This window comes from Pseudoalteromonas sp. RW-H-Ap-1 (genome assembly GCF_048318575.1).
Classification (GTDB): Bacteria; Pseudomonadota; Gammaproteobacteria; order Enterobacterales; family Alteromonadaceae; genus Pseudoalteromonas.
This window is the reverse complement of sequence record NZ_CP166997.1, coordinates 244,088-270,091: the sequence shown is the minus strand read 5'-3', so window position 1 is coordinate 270,091 and position 26,004 is coordinate 244,088. Positions and strand designations below refer to the sequence as shown.

At 38.7% G+C, this 26,004-nt stretch carries 24 protein-coding genes and 1 pseudogene; 14 read left to right on the top strand and 11 right to left on the bottom strand.

The annotated features are described in order from the left end of the window. Positions 1–975: 975 nt before the first annotated feature. The 3 genes from AB8618_RS17685 to AB8618_RS17675 all read left to right on the top strand — a co-directional run bounded on the left by AB8618_RS17685 (position 976) and on the right by AB8618_RS17675 (position 5,502). Positions 976–1,485 carry a hypothetical protein gene (locus AB8618_RS17685; RefSeq protein ID WP_248526949.1) on the top strand — a complete coding sequence of 170 codons (510 nt, stop codon included), beginning with the start codon at positions 976–978 and terminating at the stop codon, positions 1,483–1,485. 132 nt (positions 1,486–1,617) lie between these two features. After that, complete coding sequence (locus AB8618_RS17680) at positions 1,618–2,385, top strand: molecular chaperone (protein WP_409426046.1); 768 nt, start codon at positions 1,618–1,620, stop codon at positions 2,383–2,385. A 3-nt stretch (positions 2,386–2,388) separates the two neighbouring features. Then, positions 2,389–5,502, top strand: coding sequence for an SdrD B-like domain-containing protein (locus AB8618_RS17675; protein ID WP_409426045.1), 3,114 nt, complete (start codon positions 2,389–2,391; stop codon positions 5,500–5,502). Between the two features lie 89 nt (positions 5,503–5,591). Here the strand turns inward: AB8618_RS17675 and AB8618_RS17670 are convergent, their stop codons facing one another. Continuing rightward, positions 5,592–5,921 carry a hypothetical protein gene (locus tag AB8618_RS17670; RefSeq protein WP_409426044.1) on the bottom strand — a complete coding sequence of 110 codons (330 nt, stop codon included), beginning with the start codon at positions 5,919–5,921 and terminating at the stop codon, positions 5,592–5,594. A gap of 176 nt (positions 5,922–6,097) precedes the next feature. Here AB8618_RS17670 and arfB point away from each other — a divergent pair, with 176 nt between their 5' ends. Then, positions 6,098–6,511 carry an alternative ribosome rescue aminoacyl-tRNA hydrolase ArfB gene (gene arfB / locus AB8618_RS17665; RefSeq protein ID WP_033103213.1) on the top strand — a complete coding sequence of 138 codons (414 nt, stop codon included), beginning with the start codon at positions 6,098–6,100 and terminating at the stop codon, positions 6,509–6,511. A 57-nt stretch (positions 6,512–6,568) separates the two neighbouring features. Here arfB and AB8618_RS17660 read toward each other — a convergent pair whose 3' ends face one another. The 4 genes from AB8618_RS17660 to AB8618_RS17645 all read right to left on the bottom strand — a co-directional run bounded on the left by AB8618_RS17660 (position 6,569) and on the right by AB8618_RS17645 (position 9,977). Next, the gene (locus tag AB8618_RS17660; protein WP_413403412.1) at positions 6,569–7,618 is read right to left on the bottom strand and encodes a DUF2955 domain-containing protein; all 1,050 of its coding nucleotides are present in this window, start codon (positions 7,616–7,618) and stop codon (positions 6,569–6,571) included. A gap of 11 nt (positions 7,619–7,629) precedes the next feature. Continuing rightward, positions 7,630–8,694 carry an HlyD family secretion protein gene (locus tag AB8618_RS17655; RefSeq protein ID WP_413403410.1) on the bottom strand — a complete coding sequence of 355 codons (1,065 nt, stop codon included), beginning with the start codon at positions 8,692–8,694 and terminating at the stop codon, positions 7,630–7,632. Between the two features lie 2 nt (positions 8,695–8,696). Further along, positions 8,697–9,173 carry a MarR family winged helix-turn-helix transcriptional regulator gene (locus tag AB8618_RS17650; protein ID WP_409426041.1) on the bottom strand — a complete coding sequence of 159 codons (477 nt, stop codon included), beginning with the start codon at positions 9,171–9,173 and terminating at the stop codon, positions 8,697–8,699. A 90-nt stretch (positions 9,174–9,263) separates the two neighbouring features. After that, entirely contained in the window at positions 9,264–9,977 is a 714-nt protein-coding gene (locus AB8618_RS17645) for a type 1 glutamine amidotransferase (protein ID WP_409426040.1), read from the bottom strand. 99 nt (positions 9,978–10,076) lie between these two features. Here AB8618_RS17645 and AB8618_RS17640 point away from each other — a divergent pair, with 99 nt between their 5' ends. After that, positions 10,077–10,847 (top strand): AraC family transcriptional regulator, encoded by a 771-nt coding sequence (locus AB8618_RS17640; protein WP_409426039.1) that lies wholly within the window; start codon positions 10,077–10,079, stop codon positions 10,845–10,847. A gap of 19 nt (positions 10,848–10,866) precedes the next feature. On the opposite strand, the gene AB8618_RS17635 is transcribed toward AB8618_RS17640, so the two are convergent. Both AB8618_RS17635 and AB8618_RS17630 read right to left on the bottom strand, forming a co-directional pair. Next, positions 10,867–11,763, bottom strand: coding sequence for a spermidine synthase (locus tag AB8618_RS17635; protein ID WP_413403407.1), 897 nt, complete (start codon positions 11,761–11,763; stop codon positions 10,867–10,869). After that, complete coding sequence (locus tag AB8618_RS17630; RefSeq protein WP_413403405.1) at positions 11,750–12,376, bottom strand: fused MFS/spermidine synthase; 627 nt, start codon at positions 12,374–12,376, stop codon at positions 11,750–11,752. The genes AB8618_RS17635 and AB8618_RS17630 overlap by 14 nt, the downstream gene beginning before the upstream one ends. A 162-nt stretch (positions 12,377–12,538) precedes the next feature. On the opposite strand from AB8618_RS17630, the gene AB8618_RS17625 reads away from it, so the two are divergent. Beyond that, positions 12,539–14,614: a TonB-dependent siderophore receptor gene (locus AB8618_RS17625; RefSeq protein ID WP_413403403.1), complete on the top strand. Its 2,076-nt coding sequence runs from the start codon at positions 12,539–12,541 to the stop codon at positions 14,612–14,614. Positions 14,615–14,706: 92 nt separating this feature from the next. Here the strand turns inward: AB8618_RS17625 and AB8618_RS17620 are convergent, their stop codons facing one another. Further along, complete coding sequence (locus tag AB8618_RS17620; RefSeq protein WP_413403401.1) at positions 14,707–15,549, bottom strand: LysR substrate-binding domain-containing protein; 843 nt, start codon at positions 15,547–15,549, stop codon at positions 14,707–14,709. Between the two features lie 140 nt (positions 15,550–15,689). Here AB8618_RS17620 and AB8618_RS17615 point away from each other — a divergent pair, with 140 nt between their 5' ends. Further along, the gene (locus AB8618_RS17615; protein WP_413403399.1) at positions 15,690–16,382 is read left to right on the top strand and encodes a hypothetical protein; all 693 of its coding nucleotides are present in this window, start codon (positions 15,690–15,692) and stop codon (positions 16,380–16,382) included. 52 nt (positions 16,383–16,434) lie between these two features. Here the strand turns inward: AB8618_RS17615 and AB8618_RS17610 are convergent, their stop codons facing one another. After that, positions 16,435–16,767: a gamma-glutamylcyclotransferase family protein gene (locus AB8618_RS17610; protein WP_409426033.1), complete on the bottom strand. Its 333-nt coding sequence runs from the start codon at positions 16,765–16,767 to the stop codon at positions 16,435–16,437. Between the two features lie 209 nt (positions 16,768–16,976). On the opposite strand from AB8618_RS17610, the gene AB8618_RS17605 reads away from it, so the two are divergent. Continuing rightward, the gene (locus AB8618_RS17605; RefSeq protein WP_409426129.1) at positions 16,977–17,951 is read left to right on the top strand and encodes a transposase; all 975 of its coding nucleotides are present in this window, start codon (positions 16,977–16,979) and stop codon (positions 17,949–17,951) included. A gap of 670 nt (positions 17,952–18,621) precedes the next feature. On the opposite strand, the gene AB8618_RS17600 is transcribed toward AB8618_RS17605, so the two are convergent. Continuing rightward, positions 18,622–20,703: a TonB-dependent hemoglobin/transferrin/lactoferrin family receptor gene (locus AB8618_RS17600; protein WP_409426032.1), complete on the bottom strand. Its 2,082-nt coding sequence runs from the start codon at positions 20,701–20,703 to the stop codon at positions 18,622–18,624. 100 nt (positions 20,704–20,803) lie between these two features. Between AB8618_RS17600 and AB8618_RS17595 the strand changes: the two genes are divergently transcribed. From AB8618_RS17595 to AB8618_RS17570, 6 genes and pseudogenes are all read left to right on the top strand, one after another. Beyond that, positions 20,804–21,649 carry a heme/hemin ABC transporter substrate-binding protein gene (locus AB8618_RS17595; protein WP_409426031.1) on the top strand — a complete coding sequence of 282 codons (846 nt, stop codon included), beginning with the start codon at positions 20,804–20,806 and terminating at the stop codon, positions 21,647–21,649. Continuing rightward, on the top strand, positions 21,646–22,698 hold the full coding sequence (locus tag AB8618_RS17590; RefSeq protein ID WP_024602445.1) for a FecCD family ABC transporter permease: 1,053 nt from the start codon (positions 21,646–21,648) through the stop codon (positions 22,696–22,698). The genes AB8618_RS17595 and AB8618_RS17590 overlap by 4 nt, the downstream gene beginning before the upstream one ends. Further along, complete coding sequence (locus AB8618_RS17585) at positions 22,695–23,483, top strand: heme ABC transporter ATP-binding protein (RefSeq protein WP_409426030.1); 789 nt, start codon at positions 22,695–22,697, stop codon at positions 23,481–23,483. Before AB8618_RS17590 ends, AB8618_RS17585 begins: the two co-directional genes overlap by 4 nt. Continuing rightward, the gene (locus AB8618_RS17580) at positions 23,480–24,223 is read left to right on the top strand and encodes a HugZ family protein (protein ID WP_409426029.1); all 744 of its coding nucleotides are present in this window, start codon (positions 23,480–23,482) and stop codon (positions 24,221–24,223) included. Before AB8618_RS17585 ends, AB8618_RS17580 begins: the two co-directional genes overlap by 4 nt. Next, positions 24,220–24,423: a hypothetical protein gene (locus AB8618_RS17575; RefSeq protein WP_413403394.1), complete on the top strand. Its 204-nt coding sequence runs from the start codon at positions 24,220–24,222 to the stop codon at positions 24,421–24,423. Before AB8618_RS17580 ends, AB8618_RS17575 begins: the two co-directional genes overlap by 4 nt. 202 nt (positions 24,424–24,625) lie before the next feature. After that, positions 24,626–24,978, top strand: a pseudogene (locus AB8618_RS17570) (hypothetical protein); the annotation flags it as partial. A 42-nt stretch (positions 24,979–25,020) separates the two neighbouring features. Here AB8618_RS17570 and AB8618_RS17565 read toward each other — a convergent pair. Beyond that, a complete protein-coding gene (locus AB8618_RS17565) occupies positions 25,021–25,953 on the bottom strand; it encodes a ChaN family lipoprotein (protein WP_409426026.1) in 933 nt (310 codons plus the stop codon). Between the last annotated feature and the right edge of the window lie 51 nt (positions 25,954–26,004).

The window sequence follows — 26,004 nt, the reverse complement described above, 5'->3', positions numbered from 1 at the left end:
ATGGCGATATTATAGCGCCAACAAATACAAAAGATAGTAATTCTTATTTGTATTTGAATGAAATACTAGACACTCCAATTTAGTTAGTTAAATACTGATCTATATTAAAATTAACAACCAGTAATAAAACAACACGTTTAAGGAAAGGGCTTCCTTGATGCGTTGTTGTTATCGACGAAATACATATAGCCGCAGTAAACATCCGTCAGTATATGAAATTAAAAATTAGCTAAAAGCGCTTTCTTTAATGAGTTTTTACACAGCCCAAACAAAAGTTTTGATACAAGTAGTTAATAATTAAAGACCTTTTAAACATTAAGTATTCTTCAAGTAATCTAGGATCAGTATTTTACTAACAAGGTATAAAATATCGCCTATATAAACCGATTTTTTACTAACTGATTACCTGAGAGAGCTAAAAATGAACCAAAACGCTGAAAAAACGTGCGTAAAAAATTAAGTTTTATACTTTTAAAGCGGTAAGTTAGTAAAAATCTGATCTTAAATATATGAGTTTAGATTGTAATGACTTTATTCATGGACACGACAATGAGTAATTCATGCTCAATTAGTGAGCGTTTCGCATACTTGTTGCTGCGGATTCTTTTACCGTTTAAGCATAGAGCTTAAGGAAAAAAGCAGTTAGTACTGCCTTACATAATAGTTCTAGGAAATAAATAATGATTGATAACATCATTATAGGCTCAGCATCAGTTGAGCTACTCTGGCTAAACCTAAAACTAAGTCCCACAAGCGTTAAAATAAAATTAGCATCTGTGTTATTTTTCTCGTTGCATTTTCCTGATTAAAATTAATGATTTTGTATCATAAACACCCCAAAAACAGTAACAACGTTAACAAAAAATTCCCTTTTGATAACAACTGTGTTTAAATCCGAAACAATGGATTGAGATAACTCTCTAAACTAACTTGCACGGAAGTAAAAAAATAATAATTTTTAAAAATGGAAAAACTATGAATAAAAAAATCTTTGCTGCTTCCGCTTTACTAGCAATCTCATCAACTTCTTTACTTGCATCTAACCAAACATTTCAAGCAAGTGTAAATGGTTGGACTGAGCCTACTTTTGCAGAGGATAGCGCACTTCACTTTGGTAAAATTCGTTTATCTACAAGCTCAACCTGTACGATGGATAATGCAGGCGTTGTATCGGGTGACTGTGATGCGTCAGATGCAAACATTCAATTAGGTGGAATTACTGTATCTGGTTTAGCGCCAAATTCAGCAATGAATATTACTGTATCTGGAAGCACAGGCACTAACTTAACTTTTGCTCCAGTAACAACGGCTACAGATGGCACAACCAGTGTAACAACTGCTGACAATGTTGCGTCTGCTTTCACTACTGATGCAAGTGCAACAGATATTACTGTTAATGTATATGGTGATATGACGGTTGATTCTACACTAACAGCGGGCGCTGCTTACACTGTAGATTACACTGTAGATGTGTCTTTCCAATAAGACTATGAAAGCTGAGGCAATAGTAACTTACTAAGTTAGCCTCAGTTTATTTTTTTGCGCAATTGCGCATTAAAAATAAAATGTGTGGAGCATCGCGCTCCACTTTTTATTATCATGTTGTTGAGTTGTCCCATGATGCTTAAACTTTTTTGTTGGGCTGCCCTTTGCCTAACTCTTTTACTACCTGAAATTTGTAATGCCAACCTTGCGCTGTCTGAATACCGTTTATACTTTGATGGACGTACTAAAAATAATTCACTACTTATCCGCAATACCTCTAATAAAAATCTCGATTTTAAACTAGTTGTTACACATAAAGATATGACCGAAGAAGGGGCGCTTATAGACGTTACTCCGCAACAAGTTGAAGGGCGCTCTGCCAAAAACATGCTACGGTTTTCACCACGTCGCGGCACTATTGCACCCAAAGGAATGCAAGCTATCAGAATGACCGTTCGCAAAAAATCCGAGCTTGCTGTTGGCGAATACAGAGCGGTGCTTAAAATTATAGCCTCTGAGTCACAAGACCCCGACATTGAAGGAATAAGCATTAGACCTAAGGTTGCTTACAGCGTGCCTGTTATTGTTCGTCATGGTCAATTAGAAGCTGATTCAGAATTAATAAACCCACAATTAATAACCCAAAATGGACGTCCGACTCTGACATTTTGGCAAACACTCACAGGAAATCGCTCTGTGTATGGAAATTTTGAATTAGTTGATGAAAATAATTCAATGGTTGGTGAAATAACCAATGTGGCCGTTTATACCCCTTTATCACGTCGCAAGGTATACATCACTTTACAAGCCCCAGTAACTGGGCCTTTGACACTCAACTACAAAGAAAACGAACTTTATGGCGGTAAAATAGAGTTAGCGATCCCCATTAATATCAAATAAAAAATGCTACTCATTAATGCCTTATACTACGGTATAACGGCTCGCTTGTTACTTTGTACATTACTGTTAATTGCACCCAAAACAATCATCGCAAAGCAGTTACCGACTCTTTATCAATGGCCTATTGATGAGGAGTCTTTTGTGATTATAAATGTCAGGGTAAATGGGCGCTCAGTTGTCTCTGATTTAGAAGCTTACTATTCAAAATCAAATAAATTGCTATTGCCCATAAGCGCCCTGAAATCGACTATGGGAATTAGCTTAAATGTGTCACAAAATACACTGGCTGCTAAAGTTGACGCAAGTGAGTTGGTTCTCAATGCTGAGCTTTCCTCAACTTTAGCCCCCTCAGAAAATGTTTCATTGTGGGCTGTCGATGACTACGACCACTATGTTGATTTATCCGTCATAAATACACTTTTAAATACCGACTCGCGCTTTGATTACTCACTAATGCAGGTTTCATTTTCTAGTAACTTGCTTACTTATAATAACAACCAAGTAACGAGTGGTATTACAAAAAAAATTAAGTCCAAAGCACTGCAATACGACCACTTTATAGACGACCAATACCAAACGCTAACCTATCCCGTGTCTGAATATTCGCTATCAGCAAACTATAAATCGTCTAATAATCGTTATAAGGGGCTACTCAGGCTTAATAGCTACTTTGACTTATTTCATCATCGAGCTGAACTACGATTCAACAAAAACGAAAACACCGCTAATACCTTTTTAAAAATAACTAAAGACTTTAACTTAAGTGAACAAGATCACTCACTGGCACGCATTCACTATCAATTGGGAGATATTCAATCGCAGTCAGATCAGCTTATTATTAGCTCAAACCAAGGCCGGGGATTTTATATTTCAAATGCTAACCCGCATTCGGCACAAAATTTTTCAACTATCACCATTGAAGAACCGGCACTACCGGGCTGGCAAGCAGAGCTGCATCGAAATGGCCAGTTTATTGCCACTGCTCAAGCTAACGACGAAAATTTGGTTCGATTTACCGATGTTGAAACTTTTTACGGCAACAATATCTTTGAAATTAAACTTTTTGGCTCACAGGGCGAGCAAGTTACACGTACTCAAAAGTATACAATAGGGCAAGACGCACTATCGCCCGGAAAAATAAGCTATCAGGTGGAGTTTTTAGAGACAGATAAAAGCGTTTTTAATCAATCAAGTAACTCCTCAACGGCGATGAGTAATGCCTTTAAAAGTAATCTCTCTTATGGCATTAGTGAGTTTATTACATATGACGCTCAAATAACTCATTTGCAAACTGAAAAAAATAACAGCAGCTACCTATCATCTGGGCTAAACACACTTACAGATCACGGCAGTTACCGTTTTTTAGCCACAAAACAACTCGATGCTGGCTATGCTTATTTTGCCGGTTTTAGAGGCCTACTTTCTAATAAACTTTATAACGATATCAATGTTAATGTTGAATACAGTGCCCTTAATAACTTTTCTAGCGCTTTATTTGTAGCACAAGAGAACTCACTCAAAAATAGGCTGTCACTGAGCCTCAATGGCCGCACTGATTTTTTTAACTCGCTTAACTGGAATATGAAGTGGAACAATGAAGTACGTAAAAATACTAACGCTAAAAATAGATTCTCATTAGGCATCAATAAAAGTTATGTCGGAGGAACATGGTCAAGCCAACTATTTTATGATGACGATACAAATAACCTAATAAACCGGCTTTATTCTTCAATAGATATTGCCTCTTGGAAATGGACCAACACCTTAGATTGGCAGGCTAATAATGGCGCAGAGCTCACTCGTTTGAGAAGTAGTTTGCGCTGGCCACAAACACAAAGCACTTTTAATCAAACCCAGCTGACTTATCAGTCTAACTCTGCGGCAAGTACACTTTTAAATCATCAATATACATACCGCCATGAGATATTTAATATACAAGTATCAGGGCAAGTTGATAATCAAGGAGATTGGCGCTTATCTTTAGGTTTAAATGGCACATTTAGTTTTGATCATTTAGAAGCAGACTTTAACTTTGACACTCCTCGCTCATTAAATTCCGGGCAAATAGAAGTTAGTTCGTTCATAGATTGGAATGAAAATGAAATCTTTGACCAAGGCGATGAGCCAATTCAAGACGTTAATTTTACTGGTAACTACCTCTGGCGAAATAAATACACCAATAATGACGGAAAGGTCTTGCTACCAAGCAGTTACGGTGGCCAGGTTTTAGATGTTAATTTACGCTCGTTGTCTAATCCTTACTTGCAGCCCTCTTTAGGGAAAATTAAAACATTGGCTCATAGAGGCGGACAAACCAAAGTAAATATTCCTTTAATGGTCTACAATGAGGTTGAGGGAACTATTTATCTATCGAGCAATGAAAAGAGTAAACCTATCGCAGGACTCACGGTTGTACTTAAAGAAAAAGACGGCGAAAAGCATTATTCAACGGTCACTGAATATGATGGTTATTATTATTTTTCTAATGTTTCTCAAGGAAATTATATTCTCGAAATAGAAAAAAATGAGCAGTTATCAGAAAACATAACCATAAAAAACCTTCCTGAGCGGGTCATCACTGAAAAAAGCGGCGATACCATAATACTGCAAGACATCATTGTATACACAAATAACGCTAATACCTTAAATAAGCAACCAATAACAGCAGCTAAAGCAAACCAAAATACGCCTTATTTTGTGCAATTAGGCGTATTCAAAAAGTTTCAATCGGCACTTATTGTGGCAAATAAAGTTGATAAAGCAGCCTATGCTTTGCAGTTATATAAGCATGAAAGCCGTGATAGCTATTACCTCGTTGCAGGCCCATATAACAATGCAGCTAAAGCACAGCAAACCATTAATGATGTTTATTCAATACCGGCGCTTCATGGCAGCTTTATGGTTGATGCAAGGCGATATGCCTCACCACAGTGGCGAAAAATAGGGGAGTGGAACGATATGCAAACCAAAAAAACTGAGACTTATTTTTGCCAGTATGGTGCATATACCTCTGAAAAATCAGTTAAAAAAACTTCTAAAGGAAAATCCATCACTGTTTATAGCAGAACAAGCAATAAAAGGGGCAACTCATTATTTGATGCTGTCAGGGCCACATGATGCAAAGCAAACAGATTGTGATAAGCAAGTGGTTAAACAAATAAAAGGGCTCACCACCGTGATAAAAAAACCTTGGCACAGCATTTTTACTATAAATCAGTAGTAAAGTACTGCACCTGTGTTTTGCCATCACTGTTTAAATGCGACTCACATTTTATTTCACAACGCGCTCCCGCGGATTCGGCAACCCAAATTGATTGCGCGCTCTTTTTGATATAACACGCAGAATACAGTGCATCTTCTTTTTGCGCAGCAACAACTAAGCAACGCTGAAAATTACCCAAAGGTAACACTTTGATTGGATAAACTTGTTCTTGTGCAATTACACCAGCGCTAAACGTTTGAGATGATTTAGCATAAACAGCATACGAAATAGCGAATATACATACTAAAAGCATTAAAATAGATATTTGTTTCATATAATTAAAGCGAATTAAAAAACAATGTATTAAGTGTAGGATAAATTAATTTTTATGTATTTATTTAATAATTATTAGATTGAGAAATAGCAATGGTCGTCTATCTAATTAGTTGATTCACCACAAGTCAATGTACTGATGTTATAATACATTTTTTGCAAAAAGAGCGGGGCACTATGTTAACTATTTCGAACAGCGTAACCATTGATGAATGGGAAGTAGAGCTAAGCGCTATTCGTTCGCAAGGCGCAGGCGGGCAAAATGTTAATAAAGTAGCCAGTGCTATACATTTACGCTTTGATATTAATCGCTCTAAATTACCTGACTTTTATAAAGAACGATTACTTGCTTTAAAAGATTCAAGGATCACCAAAGAAGGGGTATTGGTTATTAAAGCGCAAAGCCATCGCACCCAAGAGCTCAACAGGGAAGATGCGCTAAAACGGCTAAAAGATTTAATTTTAAGCGCGACTAAAGTTAATAAAGCACGCCGTGCCACCAAACCTAGCCGTAACTCACAGCGTAAACGCATGGACAAAAAAACCAAACACGGCCAAACCAAAGCTCTCCGCGGTAATATTAAGCTATAACTTAAGCAACCTGACTCTGGTTAAGTATATAAAAAGGCTGCGGATGCAGCCTTTAATTTAATCATAAGTATGATGGCGGGTGACGCTAAATCGGTTTAGAATTCGATGCACTACATACACAGCGCTTAAGCTTACAGTAACCGCAACAGCCACCGAGCTAAATCGATACATAGCGCTGTATATTAAATCTTGCCCAGGGCCTAACGACTGACCAAATAAAATGCCAAAAGTGGTCAATACTCCAAAGCCAACACCCGGAGGACCGCCGCCTAAAATATGAAAACGACTGAATATAAAAGACAAAATCCATAATATAGCCACCGGAAAAAACAAAAATTCGGTATGGTTATACAAAAACAACTGCGCAACTAAAGCAGCATTACAGCCTATGAGTGTACCAATAATACGTTGCCAACTTGCGGTGCCCGCAGCCTTAAAACACAACGAAAATAAAATTAAAATAGATGCCGCTTGCGCCGAAATTGAATCTTGCAAATCAAGCACCTGAAAAACCACAAACGACAAAGTAGCAACCGTGGCACATAACAGCACCTCGTGACGAATACTTTCTTTATCCTTGTGCGGTACAGCGCGCATGGGTCGCGCTGTCACATCAGGAAACAAGCCATGCATAAGTAACGCAATAATAATAGTAATAAAAATAGCCAAACCATTACTTAAAATAAGCGGATAAATACTACTAGCTTGATCAACATGACTAGCAAAATGTAACTGAATCGATAAACTCACCGCCCCCAAAGCACCAAATAAAAACGCACCACCAGAGCTCATTAAGTAAAATAACACGCAAAAACTAGCAAAAATAATGAGCGTCATTAACACTGGCAAGTGTGAAAATAAGCCCTGTAAAATAAGCACTATAAACGCACTGTAGGCAGCACTGGCAACAAATTGACGGATCACGCCTTTGTTAATACTTGGCACTAAACCGAGTAATAACATAGGGTAAACTGTAAAAAATATCCCATTGGGCCAATTCATTAACTTGCACAAAGTAAAACCAATGGTGCAGCCACCGGCAATACGTAGCGCTTGGCGTAAGCCATTTGAATCGAGTTGTGGCGCTTGGCTAACATGTTGTGTCATTACTCGCCCCACTAATAAATGTAATGTAACCAACTAATAAAGCGGATCTGTACTGAACCCAACAATTGACCTACAGCCGATTGCGGAAGTAACTGCACAGTGGCACGCGCACCACTGGGCATATTATTTATAAGCTGAGTGTTATTTGGCAGCACTAAGTGAATACGTTGACGCTGGGCATCGCGAACCCAGCGGTTGCTGGTTTCGGTGGTGCTAAGTAATCCATTCGCACTAAGTTGTCCGTCACTGACACCCGCTTCAAAGATTTCAATTTTTGCGTCAAATACTTCACCAGGTCGGCTATCAAATACCACTTTTGCTAAACTGCCTGGCTGCATATTTAATAGTGACTTTTCACGGAAATCGGCTACCAAATCTGCTTTTTTTGCTACAACCGCGAGTAATGGCTTACCCGCAACCGCATAGGAGCCCTCAAGTAATTGTAAATTAGCTACAACGCCATCACTTAAAGCACGCACTTGGGTATAAGATAAATTAAGCTCAGCTTGTGCTAACTGATTGGCCGCATGACGCAGTGCTAGGTTATCTTGTCCTGAATCGCCACGCGCTAAAACAGCTTCTGCCAACTGTGCTTCAAAGGCAGCTAAATTAGATTGGCTTGCGGCAAAATTAGCCCGAATGCTTTCAAGCTCTTGCTCCGAAATAGAGTTTTGTTTGTAGAGTGTTTCGCCACGTTTTTTTAATAGCTGCTGCTCATGCAATTTTGCGTTAGCTGCACTTATTTGTGCCTCCAGCGCTTTTACATTGGTATCAAGGCGTTTATTTTGCAGTTTGGCATCGTCAAGCGCGAGCTGTGCTTGCTCAAGTGCCAGTTGGTAAGTGTTTTTGTCTATTTCAAATAATACATCACCCGCTTTAACCGTTTGATTGTTGCTGACCAATACATCGGTAACACGGCCGTTTATTTGCGGCGATATTTGCACAACCGGATGGTAAACCCGTGCTTGTGGCGTAACCGGCAGCCATACATCAGCAACAATATAATAGAAAAATACAACAATAAAACCAACGAGCGATACTTTAACGTAGCGGGCAAATTTTTGATCGGGTGTCATACTTATTTATCTCCAGATAAGCTTGCAATACAACGCCGCGCGTTTTCTTCCATTTGCAATAAACTATGCGCCATACCATCAAGCTGCTCCGTGCTTAAACCGGCATATAAACGCTGTTTAATATCGCTTGTGAGCTCTTTTAAGTGTTCTAATAACTTTATACCCTCATCGGTAAAGTACAATTTTTTACTGCGTTTATCGTGCTCATCAACTTGTCGAATAACCAGATTTTGCTGCTCTAATTGCTTAATGGTGCGCGTTAATGAGGGCATTTCAATACCTAAGCTAGTCGCCAGCGCTTGCTGTGTAGCCCCTAAAGGTAAATGATGTAAGTGGATCATTGCCGTCCAACGCGACTGAGTTAAACCTAGCGGCTCAACCGCTAATGTTACCGCTTCTCGACATAAGCGGTGCACTCGACCCATATTGCCGCATAAAGTTAAATCGAGTGTTTCATGAAAAGGAATACTGCTACTCATAGGAACTCTTACTTGTGAATATCAGCAAATTTTAGCATTAGTTAGCAGGCTAAGTAAATAATCGGTATTTTAGCTTCACGTCAATAAGTTTTATTTAGACAAATAATGCGCAGCAAGCTTGTCTAAGAAGGTATAAAGTTTAGCGTTCATTTCGCTATAGTCATGGCTTAAAAGCTTCTCGGGTTGTTCAACAAAGCGATGGTTTTGGGCATTGCTTAAATCATCGTTGGCAATGAGGAGGGTAACCACCTCGGTAGTCAATTCCATGTGGCATTGAAAACCAAATACTAAATCGCTATAAGCGACTATTTGCCTTGGACAACCTTCGCTATAAGCAATAATACTGCCTGTAGCAGTTAGCCCTGGCATGTCGTTATGCCAATGCCCTACATTAAGCTCACTACCAAAATGACTAAATAAAGGATGATTCAAGCCTGTATCGGTGAGGGTAATCGCAAACTTACCAATTTCTTTTTCTGGACTAGGTTGATAGGCCGCGCCTAACGCTTCACCAATTAATTGTGACCCCAAACAAATACCTAACACCACTTTGCTTGCCGTGATCGCACTGGTAATAAAGGCTTGTTCTTTTTTGCTATCAAAATAAGGGCATTCTGCAAGCGTTGTAGCGGGTGATTGTGGCCCACCCATTACGATTAAAAAGTCTATATTATCTGCATGTTGCGGTAGGTGTTCAGCTAAATAAATACGGGTATAAGACAACGTATGACCATTCATTTTAGCCCAGGTTTCATAAGCGCCTGGCGCTTCAAAATATTCGTGAATAATAAAGTGAATGTGCATCTCTCAACTCTTGTTAACTATCATTTGCCACTATTTTATATCAAAATAAGCTGGCTTATTTTATATTACTAGCCATAAAACATTGATAACTCGCCAACTATGAATGCAAATGAGCTAATAGAAAAACATGCCACTAATCAATTTATCACTAAAGAAATTGATATGTCGTCTAGCTATGTCGATGACTATCATTCCCATTCATGGCATCAAATAATCTTTCCATATAGCGGCTTATTGCAATCGAGTATTGGGAACAAACGAATTGTAATTCCTCACAACGCATTACTTTATATACCTGCAAATACTATTCACAAATCTATAGCAGTGACAGATACGAAGTTTTTAGCTGTTTACCTTAATCCAAATAACACTATTGAATATAGTAATGAACTCAAGTCATGTTTACTTACTCCATTTGTGAAAGAGTTAATCTTACTATTATTCAATAACACTGAAATTGAGCAACCAGCAGAAGAATTAACAAACTTGCTTACTGTTTTTAGGGATCAAATAGCCATGGCTAATAGTTACGAAATCCCTTTACTAATTCCCAAAGACAGACGACTTATGTCAATATTCAGTCAGCTACATAAACAGCCAAGTTTAAAATTAACAGCACAGGATTGGTCAGTTAAAGTAGGTGCATCCCAAAGAACACTCTCAAGAATTTGCGCTAAAGAATTTAACCAGTCATTTTCCCTATGGCGACAAAATATAAAACTAGTTTTATCGTTACAGTTACTTGCTAGCAATAAATCAATTCAAGAAATAGCCCTAGATTTGGGCTATGCATCAGACTCTGCATACATACATGCTTTCAAAAACCTATTTGCCGAAACTCCAAATAAATATCGTAAAAATAGTTTATAACTCTTTGAAGTGAATACCATCAAAAGTTAAGTAAATTAGCTGGAGAGTATTGATCGGTTAGCACCTTAGTATCACTTGGCCAATCTTTACCATCTTTAGTGAAAAACATACGCTGGCTAATTGCCTTTATATCTACGTCATAAGGGGCAAGTAACGGAGCTAGCTGCGTCACCCGCTGCGCTATTTGTTGCTCTGTAGGGATATTGCTATAACCAGCTAAAATAATACGATTACTATTATTATTGGCTGTTACATTAATAAAATCGCCAAATACCGCATGATAAGTTGCCGATTCATGTTCATAGAGTTTGCTTGATGAAAACGTGTTAGCAGCAACAATTCCGCCTTCGGCTAATACGCTTTTTATTTCTTCAAAAAACTCTTTAGTGAGTAAGTGCTCAGGAATGTAATCGCCATTAAATGCATCTAAAATAATCCAATCAAATTGCTGTTTTTTAAGCGCCGCACGTTTAATAAAAATACGCCCATCTTGTACTTTAGCAGCTACCTTATCGGTTTCTATAAAGTTAAAATAATCGCGCGCCACTTTAATTACCGAAGGATCTATTTCAATATTTTCTATGTGTGCCTTTGGGTATAGCTCATGAATCATATTAGAAAGCGTACCGCCACCTAAACCAATAATGAGCACATTTTTAGGGTTATCAATCAGTAATAAACTAGAAAAAGCCAGCTTAGTATAATTAAATACCAGTTTTTTAGGGTCGCTAATGTACATGCAACTTTGGCTGCTTTGTCGGGTTTTTTCATCAAACTTTAAACAGCGTAAATCGCCAGTTTCTTCGACGAGTAAATTTCGATATAAAGAGCGCTCTTTATGCACAACATTACTCAAACTATAAGCTGAAAATAGCAGCGCCATTATACTAATAAACAATAATTTAAGCTTGCGCATAAACGGCCTCTCGTACTTTAAGTTTATCAAAGCTAATAGCAATTAGCCCAAGCATGCCCAACACACCAGCAAAACCTAAAATAATAGTATTAACATCAAACGCCAGTACCATATAAAAAGAGGTAATAATGGTGCCCAGCGCACTGCCTAAGGTACTTACAAAGTAAAGGCCACCTGCTACTTGGCCGCTGCGCTCACTGTTTGTAACCAGCAAACGTACGGAGTAGGGCGAAATCATGCCTAAAATAATGGTAGGTATAAAAAATAACGCGGTTGAGGCAAGTAACGAGCCATAGCGGCTGTCTTCAATATGCGAAAAAATAAATGCCATAATTGGCTCAGCAAACAATGCAATAGGCACCACCATAATACTGGCGACTAAAAAAATTAACCCATATTTAGTCAGCGAAGGGTGACGAATAGACAGCTTACCCCCCAGTAAATAACCAAATGATAAGCTAAGCATAAATACAGTAATAATACTGCCCCAAATATGCACGCTACTGCCAAAGTAAGGCGCTAAAATACGCCCACCTAACAGCTCTATTCCCATAATACTAAAGCCACTGCTAAAGGCTAAAAAGTAAATTAATGCATTTGTTTTTGTTAACATTATATTATTCTTATTGTGTTATTTTCATCCATCTTAACGTGATAGCTTTATAGCCGCTAGTATAAAAATTAGACGCACACATAGAGCGCAAAAAAACATTTTGTTATAAAGTAACACATGTTATAGTTTTGGTTATAATATAACGTTACCAGAAAGCATTTTATGAAGTACTCATTAATTTACTTAGCCTGCTTAAGTGCAAGCGCACAAAGCATTGCCCAAAACCAACCAATAGAGAAAATTGCGGTTACATATAAACAAGCTTACCGAGGCGATATTCCTCAAAAACAAATGCCACAATCAATCGAAACCCTCTATAAAGCGGTACTTGATCAAAAAGGAATAACTCAATTACAAGATGCGCTGGATTTTTCTGCCAGTATTTCACGTAAAAATAACAGTGGCGCATTATGGGATAGCTTTTCGATTCGTGGATTATCGGGTAACGAAAACATGCCATCGGGTTACTTAATTAATGGTTTTAGCGGTGGACGCGGATTCAGCGGCCCTCGTGATGTATCAAACATTGAGTACATTGAAGTATTAAAAGGCCCAGGCTCTGCACTATACGGGCGCTCAGAGCCCGGCGGTACAGTAAATATCGTAACCAAAAAACCTCAATTTGAGCAACAGGGTGAGCTAAAGCTTAGCTTAGGTAGTGATAACTTTAATCGCGTTGAAGGTGACTATACAAACGGCATTAGCGATAACACAGCATTTAGAATAAATGGCGCATGGCAAGATAGCGACAGCTACCGCGATGAGGTGTACACCCATAAAAAGGTGATTACGCCATCTATTTATCATCAAATAAACGCTTCAACCAGCATCACTTATGAATTTGAATACGTTGATTTAGCCCAGCTATTTGACCGTGGGGTTGTTGTACTTAATGATAGTTTTAATACTGTTCCTAGCTCGCGCTATTTAGGCAATCCTAACGATGGTGACACGCAAGTATATTCTCGTGGTCACCAAGTGACTTTAAATCACGATATAAATAATGAATGGTCACTCGTTGTAGGCGCAAACTACCGTAGCTCTACATTAACTGGGTTTTCGTCTGATGCTGAACTTGCACCCTCACGCCAATCATTATTCGATGATGGCCGCACACTTACCCGCCAACAGCGCTACCGCGATTACGCAGTTGATGATACTAGCCTTAAATTTGAGCTAAGTGGGCATTTTGATACCGCAGGAATTACCCATCACTTATTAATTGGAGCCGACGCATACAAATACGACTTACGCACTGGACTTTATCGTTATCGTGGCGGTAACGGCACCTACACAGTTGATATTTATCAGCCTAATTATAACGTTGCGCGTCCTGAAGTAGGTTTACTCTACGAAAACAACGAACAGCAAGATGCTTATGGTATATACGTTCAAGATCAAATGGATCTGACTGATAAATTTAAGCTGTTAGTTGGCCTTAGATTCGATAGCGTAGATCAAGACATTTTAGAAACCAAAAGTGGTGTGCTTTCAAGCAGTTCACAAAGCCAGGTAAGTCCGCGAGTAGGCTTAGTATATGAACTAAACAACGCTGTAACCTTATACAGCAGTTACTCAGAAGGCTTTTTACCATTAAGTGGCACAGATGCAAATGGCGACCCATTTGGCTTTGAATACAGTGACTCATTTGAAGTAGGTGCTAAATTTAGCTACCAAGGCATAGCGGGTACCCTAGCATTATTTGATGCCACTAAAAGTAATATGTTAGTAGCCGACCCTGTAAACGTTGGTTTTTCAGCGCCTATTGGTAAAGCAAACAGTAAAGGTATTGAACTCGATTTAAGTACTTATATTACTGATGATACAAAGTTTAATTTATCTTACGCTTATATAGATGCCAGTACGGCAAACGACATAATAAATGCTGATTGGGGCGTGCCAATCAAAAAAGGCAGCCCATTAGTAAATGTGCCTAAAAATAACTTAAATCTAACGCTTAGCCATCAAACGGCCGTTCTTAGCAAAGAGCTAGAACTAGGTGCCAGTTATCAGTACACCAGTGAGCGATTAGGCGATGCCGCCGATTTAACATTTAACTTACCAAGCTATCAACTAGTTGGTATTTTTGGGCAGGTAAACTTAACCGAGCGCACCAAGTTAAATATTAGCGTTAACAATATTTTTGATGAAGATTACGCACAAAGTAGCTACAACGCATTATGGGTTTACCCCGGTGCGCCTACTCAATTTAAGATGTCATTAGCGTATCAATTCTAACAATTTCATAGTCCCGATTAGCTATTTTAACCCGACTTTGTTATTTAGCTTTTCATCCAAAGCGTCTTAATGTAGTGGTTAAGGCGCTTTTTTTATAAAGCGTGCATAAGTTTGTTAAGCCACCCATCAGCCTTTGATGGTTTGTATATAATGACAATGTCCTCATTGTAGTCATTGTTAACCCCCTTTACAGTTAATTTTGTAAGCCCTAAATCGTCAATTACAAAGTTAGGTAAATACGCCAAACCCAAACCACTTTGAACCACCTCTATTAACGCACTGTAGTCGCTACATCTAAATACAATATTGCGCGGAGCAATTTCATCTTGCCAGCCGTCGGAGCCTATACCTTGCTCTAAGCCGCACAGCGGTGAAAACAAAGGGCATGCAAAAGCCGCGTGCAGTAATTGGTTTTTATTAAGCGTTAATACACCTTTTTGTACTAGCTGATGCGCAGGGGCTGCAGCCACACTAAACCCAGTATTAAATACATTAACCGCCACTAAATTAGTATATGAGCTATTATTTAATGCCTCGCGAGTAACTAGCGCAATATGCGCCGAGCCCGACGCCACTTGGCTTATCGCTTCACCTTCAAACACATTATTAATACGCACCGAGCAGGGCAGAAGGCTAAGAGGTGTAAGCAGCTTTTTAAGGCCGCTTTTCAGTAAAATTGCAGGGCCAGCAATAACCGCATTAAATTTATGATTATCGCTTTTAAAACGGCTAGTAAGCTGCTGGTAATTATGAACTAGATCACTACTGTGCTTTACAAACTCTCTGCCTTTATCATTAAGCACTAAGGTTTTACCTACACGGTTAAACAGCTCCGTGGCTAAGTTTGCCTCAACCTTTTTTAGCGTTTTAGACAGCGCCCCTGGGGTAATATTAAAATATTTAGCGGTTGTATGCAGATTTTGTGAACTTGCCATATGTATTACTTTTTCAATGTCATTAAAATGCATAGCGCCAAACCGTGTTGATTAAAAGGAAACAACTAACAACTTATTATCGATTATTTATACATAAAAAACAGCATATAGTAGCGCTATATTTATTTTTGAGCATTACCATGAAACACATACTGCTATTTTTTATTTTATTGTCGAGCGCAGCGCTTGCAAATACACCTCAACACAATTCACACAACACACATAAAGCACATAGCTATCTGGGATTTCATGGTATGGCGCTTATATTGGCAGGCAATAAAGTACTTGCCAGCCACATGCCTTTATACGCCCCCCCACACGACTACCAAATAGTATATGAAGTAACGACAAGTGAAACCCACCTAAATATAATCAAAGGAGTTTTAAAAAGAGCAGCAACCGAGCAAAATCAGATCACCATTTTACCAACCAAATTTGACCTAAATTTATTAATAAATAAAAAGACACCCACCTTAAATGTAACTGTATTTAACGGCCATTTTGAGCGCGGAGGCAAATCACTTTTTACAACCAAACTAACTTTTAAAAACCCACTATACGTTGAAAAAATAACGACCAATAAAGCACACATAAATGCGTTTGAGTTAATAAAGCTAACAGCGCAGCAAGGTTTGGTAATTCATAAAATACAAAGCAAGCCAAGCTATGACTCGTTAAGCTTAGTGCCGCTTAATAAAGGTGAATATTACGGGGAGTTAAAGTGTGATGTTGCAATAAATACTTCGACAACCAAGGCGCTTAAAAACAAGCTAGAAGCATGTTTTAAAAGCGTACCAAGCTATTTAGAAATAAAAGACTTTGCAGTTAATTAACTTATAAATAGCCAGCGCTTTTTAGCTTTAAAAGCACTGGTTTTATAAAGTATTACTTTGCATTAAGTGTGTACAAATTTGCCTGAACATACTCACCATTGTGTAACTTAACTTGCGTTAATATACGAGAGTAAGCTTCGCCTTCAAACTCATCGAGCTCTGCCCAATGATTTTCTAGGCTAGTAGAGCTAAATACATAGCCTTTTATCTCTTGGCCTGACTCATCTAATACCAGTGCAGGAAAGCCCATTTTGGCACCCCAGCCTTCATTAATTAAATTACCTACTACACTGCCTTCTTCAAAAGTGCCGCCAATATTGGCAAGAATATGTTCATTTGGGCGGCCAGGGCACAAAGTACCATATACAAATAATGCTTCTAACACGTAGGCTCCAAAATTAAGATTAATTACTACTTTTTATATGCTTAAAGATTAAGTAATTCCTTACAAAAATACTACTAGTAATTTATTTTTTACAGCACTATTTGAGTTAATAAAGATAACCTTATTTATAAAGACACCCACCGTAAATTTTGAACTTTCACTATTAAACAACTAAAGTTTAATTAGCTCAATAAACAAACAGGTGCTACATAGCTATTGCAAGAAAACGTCAAGTAAGTTTGGCAGATACAAAATACTATCACTGCATTTCCCGGTGTGTACGCCATGCCTATTTATGCGGCGAAGATTCCTTAACGGGTAAATCTTACGAACACAGAAGGGGCTGGGTAGAGCAACAGCTATTTAGACTAGCTAAAATATTTTGTATTGATCTATGTGCTTATGCAGTTATGAGTAATCACACGCATATTGTGCTTTATGTTAATGACAAAAAAGCAAATAGGTTAAATGACAAAGCCATAGTGTTGCGCTGGCATAAGCTATGTAAAGGTACGCCACTAACGCAAAAATTTTTACAAGGTGAAAAGCTTAGCAACACTGAACGCTACTTTTTAAGCCAAACTATTATTGAATACCGAATACGATTATCTAGCATTAGCTGGTTTATGCGCGTTTTAAACGAACACATAGCACGAAAAGCTAATAAAGAAGACAAATGTACTGGCCGGTTTTGGGAAGGACGATTTAAATCACAAGCACTTCTTGATGAAGCAGCCCTTGCAGCATGTATGGCTTACGTTGATTTAAACCCAATAAGAGCAAAAGTAGCTAAAACCCCTGAAGACTCAAATTTCACCAGTGTGCAAAAGCGTATTAAGGATGCTAAAAATGCAAAGCAACCTAAACAGCTTTTAAAATTTGCAGGTAACCCCCGTAAATTTATGCCTAGAGGTTTACCGTTCGAGCTTAAATGTTACCTTGAACTAGTCGAGCTCACAGGACGAATTATTCGCGATGACAAGCCCGGGTTTATTGAAAACACACAACTTCCTTTGTTAGAAAGAGTGAACATATCAGCAGAGAATTGGTTAAAAATCACTACTGACTTTACCCGCGTATTTCACGGCGCTGTAGGCAAGCCGCAATCACATGTAAGTTACTGCGAGCATTTAAATAAAAAGCGACGAGCAAATTATAGTAATTGTAAAAAGCTTCTAGCCTAAAACCTTCTTTATCAAATTAAAACTGCCTCGATGCAGCTTTAAGTATGCTTATAATTTAGTTAATTACATGAAAAACAGTATGCTTTTACAATAACCTCAATTATTAACTTTAAATATGCTATTACCCTATGTGTTTTTAAAATTAGGCTGCTAATTAAGCTAATTGACTAAAAATTAAAGATGGGTGTCATCTTTACTTTAACGCTGCGAGAATTTAAATAGAAAGCGACGAGCAAATTATAGTAATTGTAAAAAGCTTTTAACCTAAAATCTTCTTTATCAAATTAAAACTGCCTCGATGCAGCTTTAATTATGCTTATAATTTAGTTAATTACATGAAAAACAGTATGCTTTTACAACAACCTCAATTATTAATTTTAAATATGCTATTAGCTTAAGTGTTTTTAAAATTAGGCTGCTAATTAAATTAATTGATTAAAAGTTAAAGATGGGTGTCATCTTTATTTTTTTATAAAAGATGGGTGTCATCTTTATTTTATAAAAATACGGGGGCGTAAACCCCCTTTACACTATGGCTAAATACGCTATGTTTTGTATATTAATTTTCAAGTGCTATTTTATATCAATCAGCTTAGACATAGAAAAATTCAATCCATTAAATTATTCAGATATTTATGCCAATTGGTATATATACAACTTTTAATATTAATTAAAACTGATAGCTTATCCGAGCCGAAAAATTACGTCCTGGTTGGCTATATTGGCTAAAATCAGTGCCTTTGGATTGACCAGCAATAAGTTCAAACGGTACGTACTCTTTATCAAGTAAGTTAAGTAAACCTACATTCATTTGCCATGCTTGCCACTGATAATTAGCATATAAATCAACAACCCCATAACCGTTGCCTTGTGTTGTTTTATTACCATTAGTATCAAGTACTACATCAGACTGCGCCTTAGCTAAACGCCAAGCAGCGGTCCAATTAACATTGCCAAACTCAGTGCTGACTAAAATAGAACCATTTAACGGGCTAATACTAGTAAGTGGCTGGTCAGAGTCTTTGTTTTCTCCATCCACGTAAGCAACATTAGCTTCTAATAAAATATCGTCGGTAACATACATAGCAATACCAGCTTCTACACCGCTGATCTGGGTTTCGCTAATATTTTGATATTGGTAAAATGTTTTATTTACATTAGGAATATAAGTTGGTTCAACACCCGCAATTGCCGTTTCGATAAAGTCATCATAGGCAGCATAAAAAGTACTTAGATTTACGCTAATATCGCTACTTGCGTATCTTAATCCGATCTCAAATGAGTCACTGCTTTCAGGGTCTAAATCTGCATTTGGTAATATTTGATAAAATGGCTCAACACCATGGCTTTGATAAGCTTGGTCATGTGGTGGTATTTTAAAGCCTCGAACATATTGTCCATACCAAGATAAATTATCGTCTACCTGATAAATCACACCCAGCTTTGGTGAAAACGCAGACTCGGTAATATCGTTAAGCTCGGCGTCAGCGTATAGCGCATCTTTTTTTGCTTCAAGTGCATAATAATCGTAACGAATACCTGCAACTAACGACCAATCAGTCTCATTGAATTTAATACTGTCTTGCATATATACACCAACTAAAGAAGTATCGGCGCCAGGAAATGCTTTTTGTTTTTCATTCGTAAAATCAACAGTACCATCATTTAATACACGGGTTTTTAAACGTGGTCGAGTAGTATCATATAAATCAATATCTACTCCATAGACAAATTCATGCTCGGTATTTTCTCCTTTAACTTCCTTACTAAATACCGCTTTTAAGCCTAAAATATCTTGCTCAAACCCGTAGTCATTATAATCGGTGTAATTATTAGTTGCGCTTATTTGGTCACTTTGTTGCTCGTAACGACTATAGGATAGCTGCCCATACCATTTATCAAATATGGCTGTTGCCATATCTGAATCATAATCGAGTGCAAATGATATATTTGTATCTTCGTCCTCGGTTTCTTGAATGGATGGAGTGATTACTTGCTCTGTCGTTTGATTAAAGTAATCTAAGGTATACTTAAGGGTGCGTTTTTCATCAAGTTTTTGCTCAACTTTAAGCAGCAAAGCGTCCGAGCGGGCATCGAAACCTGGTAAATCTTCAACGTAGTTTTGTACTTCTTCACTATCGCGATGGCTATAAACAGCGCTAATAGCAAAGTCACCTAAATCTTTTGCTGCTGTAATATCAGCAGCAACCTGATTGCTTTGGCCTTGGTAGCCTAACGCTACTTTTACCAAGCTTTGTTGATCCGCTAAATAATCACTCGGGTCTTTAGTTGTTATTACTACAATTCCCCCTAGTGCATCAGAACCATATAGCGATGATGCCGCCCCTTTTGCAACTTCAACTTGCTTAACACCCGCAACATCAAAGTAGTTTCGACCCACTAAATAACCGCCGCCGCCAGCGTAGCCATCGTTTGTGCGTCTTCCATCTTTAATAAAAACAACTCTGTTGCCACCAACACCTCGTACAGTTAATGTTTGCGCGCCTGCGCCACTGCCAGTACTTGAGATACTTGGATCGTATTTAAACATAGTTTGTAAATCTACAGCGAGCTGACGCTCAATATCTTGTTCGGTAATAACCGTTACTGAGCCAGTCACATCTTCAAGCTTTTGTTCAAAACGAGAGCCACTAACCACAATATGATCGTCAATAACATTTTCGGCCAGTGCACTACCAGAGCTAATTAACAAAGAGGCTAATGCTGTAAATTTAAAAGAAAAGGGATTCATCTCCACTCCAAATGATAATAGTTATTATTTACTTTTAAATGGTACAACTAACCCAAAATAAGATCAATTGATTATGATAATCATTTTCATTTAGATTAAAGTGGTTATAATACTAAAAAATAAAATCGGAGTTTGTTATGAAGTACCTAATTTTTTTCTGGCTTTAGCCACTCAATCAGCACTCGCGAAAGAGCGTGTGATCAGTGCTGGCGGCACATTAACTGAAATAATCTACGCACTAGAAAAACAAAATAGTTTAGTCGCGGTTGACCAATCAAGTATGTATCCGCAACAAGCAACACAGTTGCCACAGGTAGGTTACTATCGAGACCTAGCCGCTGAGGGAGTGCTTTCAATGCGCCCAACTACGTTACTTGCACTTGAAGGTGCAGGAAGAGAGCAGGCGCTAAAGCAAATAGAAGCGACCGGAGTGAAGGTTATTCACTATAAAAAGCCGACATCTGTAAATGAACTGCTTGCGCTAATTAAGTATCTTGGTAGTGATTTAGATGCAAACCTAAAAGCTCAAAACCTAATTACTAAAATAAAAAAATCGTTACCTACTAAAGCAAAAACACAGACCCACAACGCTTTGTTTTTACTTTCAGCTAATGAGCGTGGGCTCGTCGCAGCAGGACAAGAAACGGTGCCCAACTTGCTGTTTAATTATGCGGGCATTACCAATATAGCTGCTACGCATACAGGCTTTAAAGCAATTAACAGTGAAGTACTGGCTGTAAGTCAGCCCGATTTTTTAGTGGCGCCAGCGCATGTTGTGCAAAGCCTTGGTGGGAAACAAGCCTTTTGTAAACAGCCTACACTTCGTTTATTAAAAGCAGCGCAAGAGTGTCAATTACTGGTCATGGACAGCTTACTTTCACTGGGCATGTCGCCGCGTATTGCAACTGCGATTCAAGCATTGCATGAGTATAAAACACGCTTATGAGCACGTTAACTTTGAATCGTTTTAACGCCATAACACTGAGTAATCCGCATAAGTGGATGCTATTAAGTTATGGCTGCATTTTTGCTTTAGCATTACTTAGCATAGGCTATGGAGCCGCAGGATGGGATTGGCGTTTAGCTATTGCATGGCTAGCTCCTGAACATTTTAGTCAATTTGATGCGCTACAAATCAATGTGGTTACACAAATACGCCTGCCTCGTTTTGTCCTTGCAGTGATGGTGGGTTTAGTACTTGCACAAACAGGGGCTGCAACCCAAGCGCTATGTCGTAACCCGCTTGCTGATCCCTCTATTATTGGTATAAGCGCAGGCGCTGCAATGGTCGCGGTTGCTTTTATTGCCCTTAGTGCACAATTTAATTTTAACGCCCAACACTACTTACCTTATGCCTCATTTTTGGGCGCTTTATCAGTAACTTCGCTGGTATATTTAGTCTCAAAACAACAAAAACAAATTAATATAAATACGCTTATATTAGTCGGTGTCGCTATTAATGCATTGGCGTTCGCTGTTATTGGGCTATTAAGTTTTTATGCCGATGACAGCGCACTTCGGTTAATTAACTATTGGACCATGGGCTCATTAGGCGGTGCGAGTTGGGATAATATAAAACAGGCGAGTCCTTTGCTTTTGCTGAGCCTTATCGGGCTATGGCGATTAAAAGAGCCAATGAATCTACTTCTTATCGGTGAATCACAAGCTCAATACTTAGGAGTCGATACCAGCAAGCTTAAATTATACGTCATTATATTAGTTGCATTGGGCGTAGGTGCAGTGGTTGCGCTAACAGGTTTAATTGGCTTTGTTGGTTTAGTTGTCCCTCACATCGCACGCCTCATGGTTGGGCCTCATTTACGAAATATGCTGCCACTTTGTATGCTTTTAGGTGTCATTGTGTTGCTACTTTCAGATTGGTTAGCACGCTTGGTGGTTATGCCCGCGGAGCTGCCGATAGGCATTATAACGGCGTTACTTGGGGCTCCACTATTTATATATTTGATCATTAAAAATAAGCGAGATTGGTCATGATCACGTTTAACAACCTCAATATAGGCTTTAACACGCATCGTGTTTTAGAAGGTATTAGCGGCAATATCCAAGCAGGACAACTTGTTGCTCTGATAGGCGAAAATGGCGCAGGTAAATCGACCTTACTGCATACTTTGGCAGGCATGCATCCCTTTGAGGGAAATATACTATTTAATACCAAACCTTTGCATTCATTTTCTAAAGAGCAATTAGCTAGCAAGCGCGCTGTAATGATGCAAAGTAATCATGTTGGCTTTGATTTTAGTGTATTTGAACTCATTGCTATGGGTCGCTATCCCTATGCAGAGTCTCTTAAAACACAAGCCAATAAAGTTCAAAAATATGCCTCACTTATGGATTTAACCCATTACCTAACACGTCGAATGAGTGCGCTTTCGGGCGGCGAACAACAGCGTGTTCATATGGCGCGCACATTAGCCCAGTTAGATGCTTTTACTGCGCAAACGAGGCCTAAATTAATGTTGCTCGATGAGCCAACATCAGCGCTAGATATGCGTCATCAACATGCTTTACTTAGCTGTGTTAGAACCTTTGTAGAGCAAGGAAACAGCGCCATTATTGCTATACACGATCTTAATTTAGCAAGCCTTTATGCAACCAACGCTATTTTATTACACAACCAAAAAGTACTGCAAAGCGGGTCTATAAATACCGTTTTAACAGCACAAAACTTACAACAAATGTACGCCATGAAATTGCACGTTAACCCTCATCCTTATAACGATGCGCCCATGGTTTTTTCTCAACGTCAGGAGTTTTCATGAGAGAGCAAGCATTAAACGACGCACGTACGCTCGTTTTTAAAACCCATGCCGGCGTAATGTCGACCATTTCAAATAATTTACGCGGCTATCCGTTTGGCTCTGTTACACCTTATATGTGTGACGAACAAGGCCGCATCTACTTTTTTATTAGTGACATAGCTCAGCACACCAAAAACCTAAAACAGGACTCACGCATGAGTCTGACTATTTTTGATGCCGCCGATTATGGCGATCAAAACGAACATGGGCGGGTAACACTCGTAGGTGATGGCTCTATTGTGGCAAAAGAGCAAAGCGAAGTACTACTTGATAAATATATAGCTTTGTATCCTGAGGCTGCAAGCTATCGCAATGCGCATGATTTTCAGCTTTGGCAATTAGATGTAGTCCGTGTACGTTATATTGGCGGTTTTGGAAAAATATTTTGGCTTGAACAAAACGAATGGCAAGCCCAGCCTAAAAAGTGGGATGAAAGCCAGCAGCAAAGCATGATCACTCATATGAATGAAGATCATCAAGATGCTATGTCGCTGATATTAATGCAGCACTACAGTGTAGCTGATAACACCCCAATAATGAGCGGCTTATTATCAACAGGCTTTTATATACAAAGCCACAAGCGTAATTACTTTATTAATTTTGCGAACGAGTGCGATAGCCCATTAGCCGTGCGAAAAGCGCTTGTAGCCCTAACAAATCAAGCACGAAACAGCTCAAACCAACTAGCAGAGACAGTATGAAAAAATTAATAGCCTTACTCAACACTACACTGCTACTGAGTGCCAATGCTGCATATGCAGACGAATGCACACTAAATATAGATGCAAACGATATGATGCAGTTTTCAACTACAACACTAAGCGCCCCTAAAAGCTGTAAAAAAGTGACCGTTAAACTTAGGGCGTGTCGAACTTTGCGGATTGAGATTTGTTCAATCTAGGGGCGATTAAATCGCGGCGCGTGATTTGTAACCTAGTGGGCTAAGTAAAAATCGAGCAAAGCTTCCGCGTCCTGCTCACGCCCCTTACCTACATCCATGTAGGCAACAAAGAGTTTATCGCCCCTAGGCAGAACCCGAAGGGCAGCGCATGTTTGGTATTTATGCTGCGTTATCGCCTATTTATGTGGAATAACCACACTTCATAGGCTCTGCCTTGCCTAAAAACCAAACACACTGCTGCAAATTCAACCACCAAAGATCAACACGCCCTTGCCACTCAGGTAAATTACCTGCCAATGTAATGGGTCATAACTGGGTACTATCTACGATTAAAACATGCAAGGTATTATCACAGATGGCAACGCAGCAGGGCTTAGCAACCACTACATAAAGCCTAATGATAGTCGCGTGATTGGTGCTACAGACATTATTGGCGGCGGCAAAGCAACCGAAGTTACTTTTAAAACCAGCGGCTTAACCGCCGGAACCGATTACACTTTCTTTTGTTCTTTCCCTGGCCATTACGCCATGATGAAAGGCACATTTACGCTTAAGTAAATATTAAAAAGTGTATTACACAAACACAGTGCCAACCTATTATTGGCACTGTGTTTTCTCGCCTCGCTTGACTAAAGCTTTAAATGCAGCTTGTTGATGTGCTTTTTGCACATAACGAGCAGGCAAAGCGTTAACTTCTAATTGATAACCACTTTGCTCAGGTTGTACTTTTGATACTGGCGATATCCATACAACATTAAGCTCTGGGGCAATTCGCTTAATTAACCGCGCTATGCCTTCACCATTTTTCACATGAAAGTCACCGGCTAAATGTATAACCTGCGTGCCCTTATTTTGACTAATATAGTTAACGATAGACTCAGCCATGGTTTCGTCCCAAGTAACTTGCGCGGCGTAAAGTTTTTCGTTTTTACTCGCCGTTCCATGATGCATAGATTGCATAAAGCGCTCTTTATAAAGGCTTGGAGAAATATCTATCTCTTTTGCAATAAAACTGCGCTGCTGTGCGTCGAGCTTATTAATATAATTAATACCTTGGCGACCAATACAGGTAACAATATGCTTAGGCGCATTTGCAGCTATCACATCGCTATTTTGCATCTTCGCCAATTCCACTAACGCACGATAATCACTCTTATAATTAGGCCAAGCTTTAGTGTTATCAATTAAGTATTGTTCGCCAATTTTACTCTCAAGGTAAAGGTTTAGTGTTTGCTGATCAGCGCGGCTAAATTGCTCAAGCGATAAGGCAATAGGCTTATTTTTTGTGCTTAATTGCTGAAACAGCTCAGCCTGAAATAAGTGCACACCGGGGTGTGTATGCCATTCACCGACTAAAACAACATCGGCATTCAAAAGCGTGGACTCTGACAATATTGAATTAACTCGCTGACCCTTTGCATTATAAAGCCCATAATTATACAAGGATGAATTTTGAGATACTGATACTGTGTTTATACTGCAGCCTGATAATACACTGAGTAAAACAAGTGCTAAAAATGGGTTTTTCATATCGGTTTTTATAAAAATAAGAATCAAAACAATGAAGTTAGTATACACAAC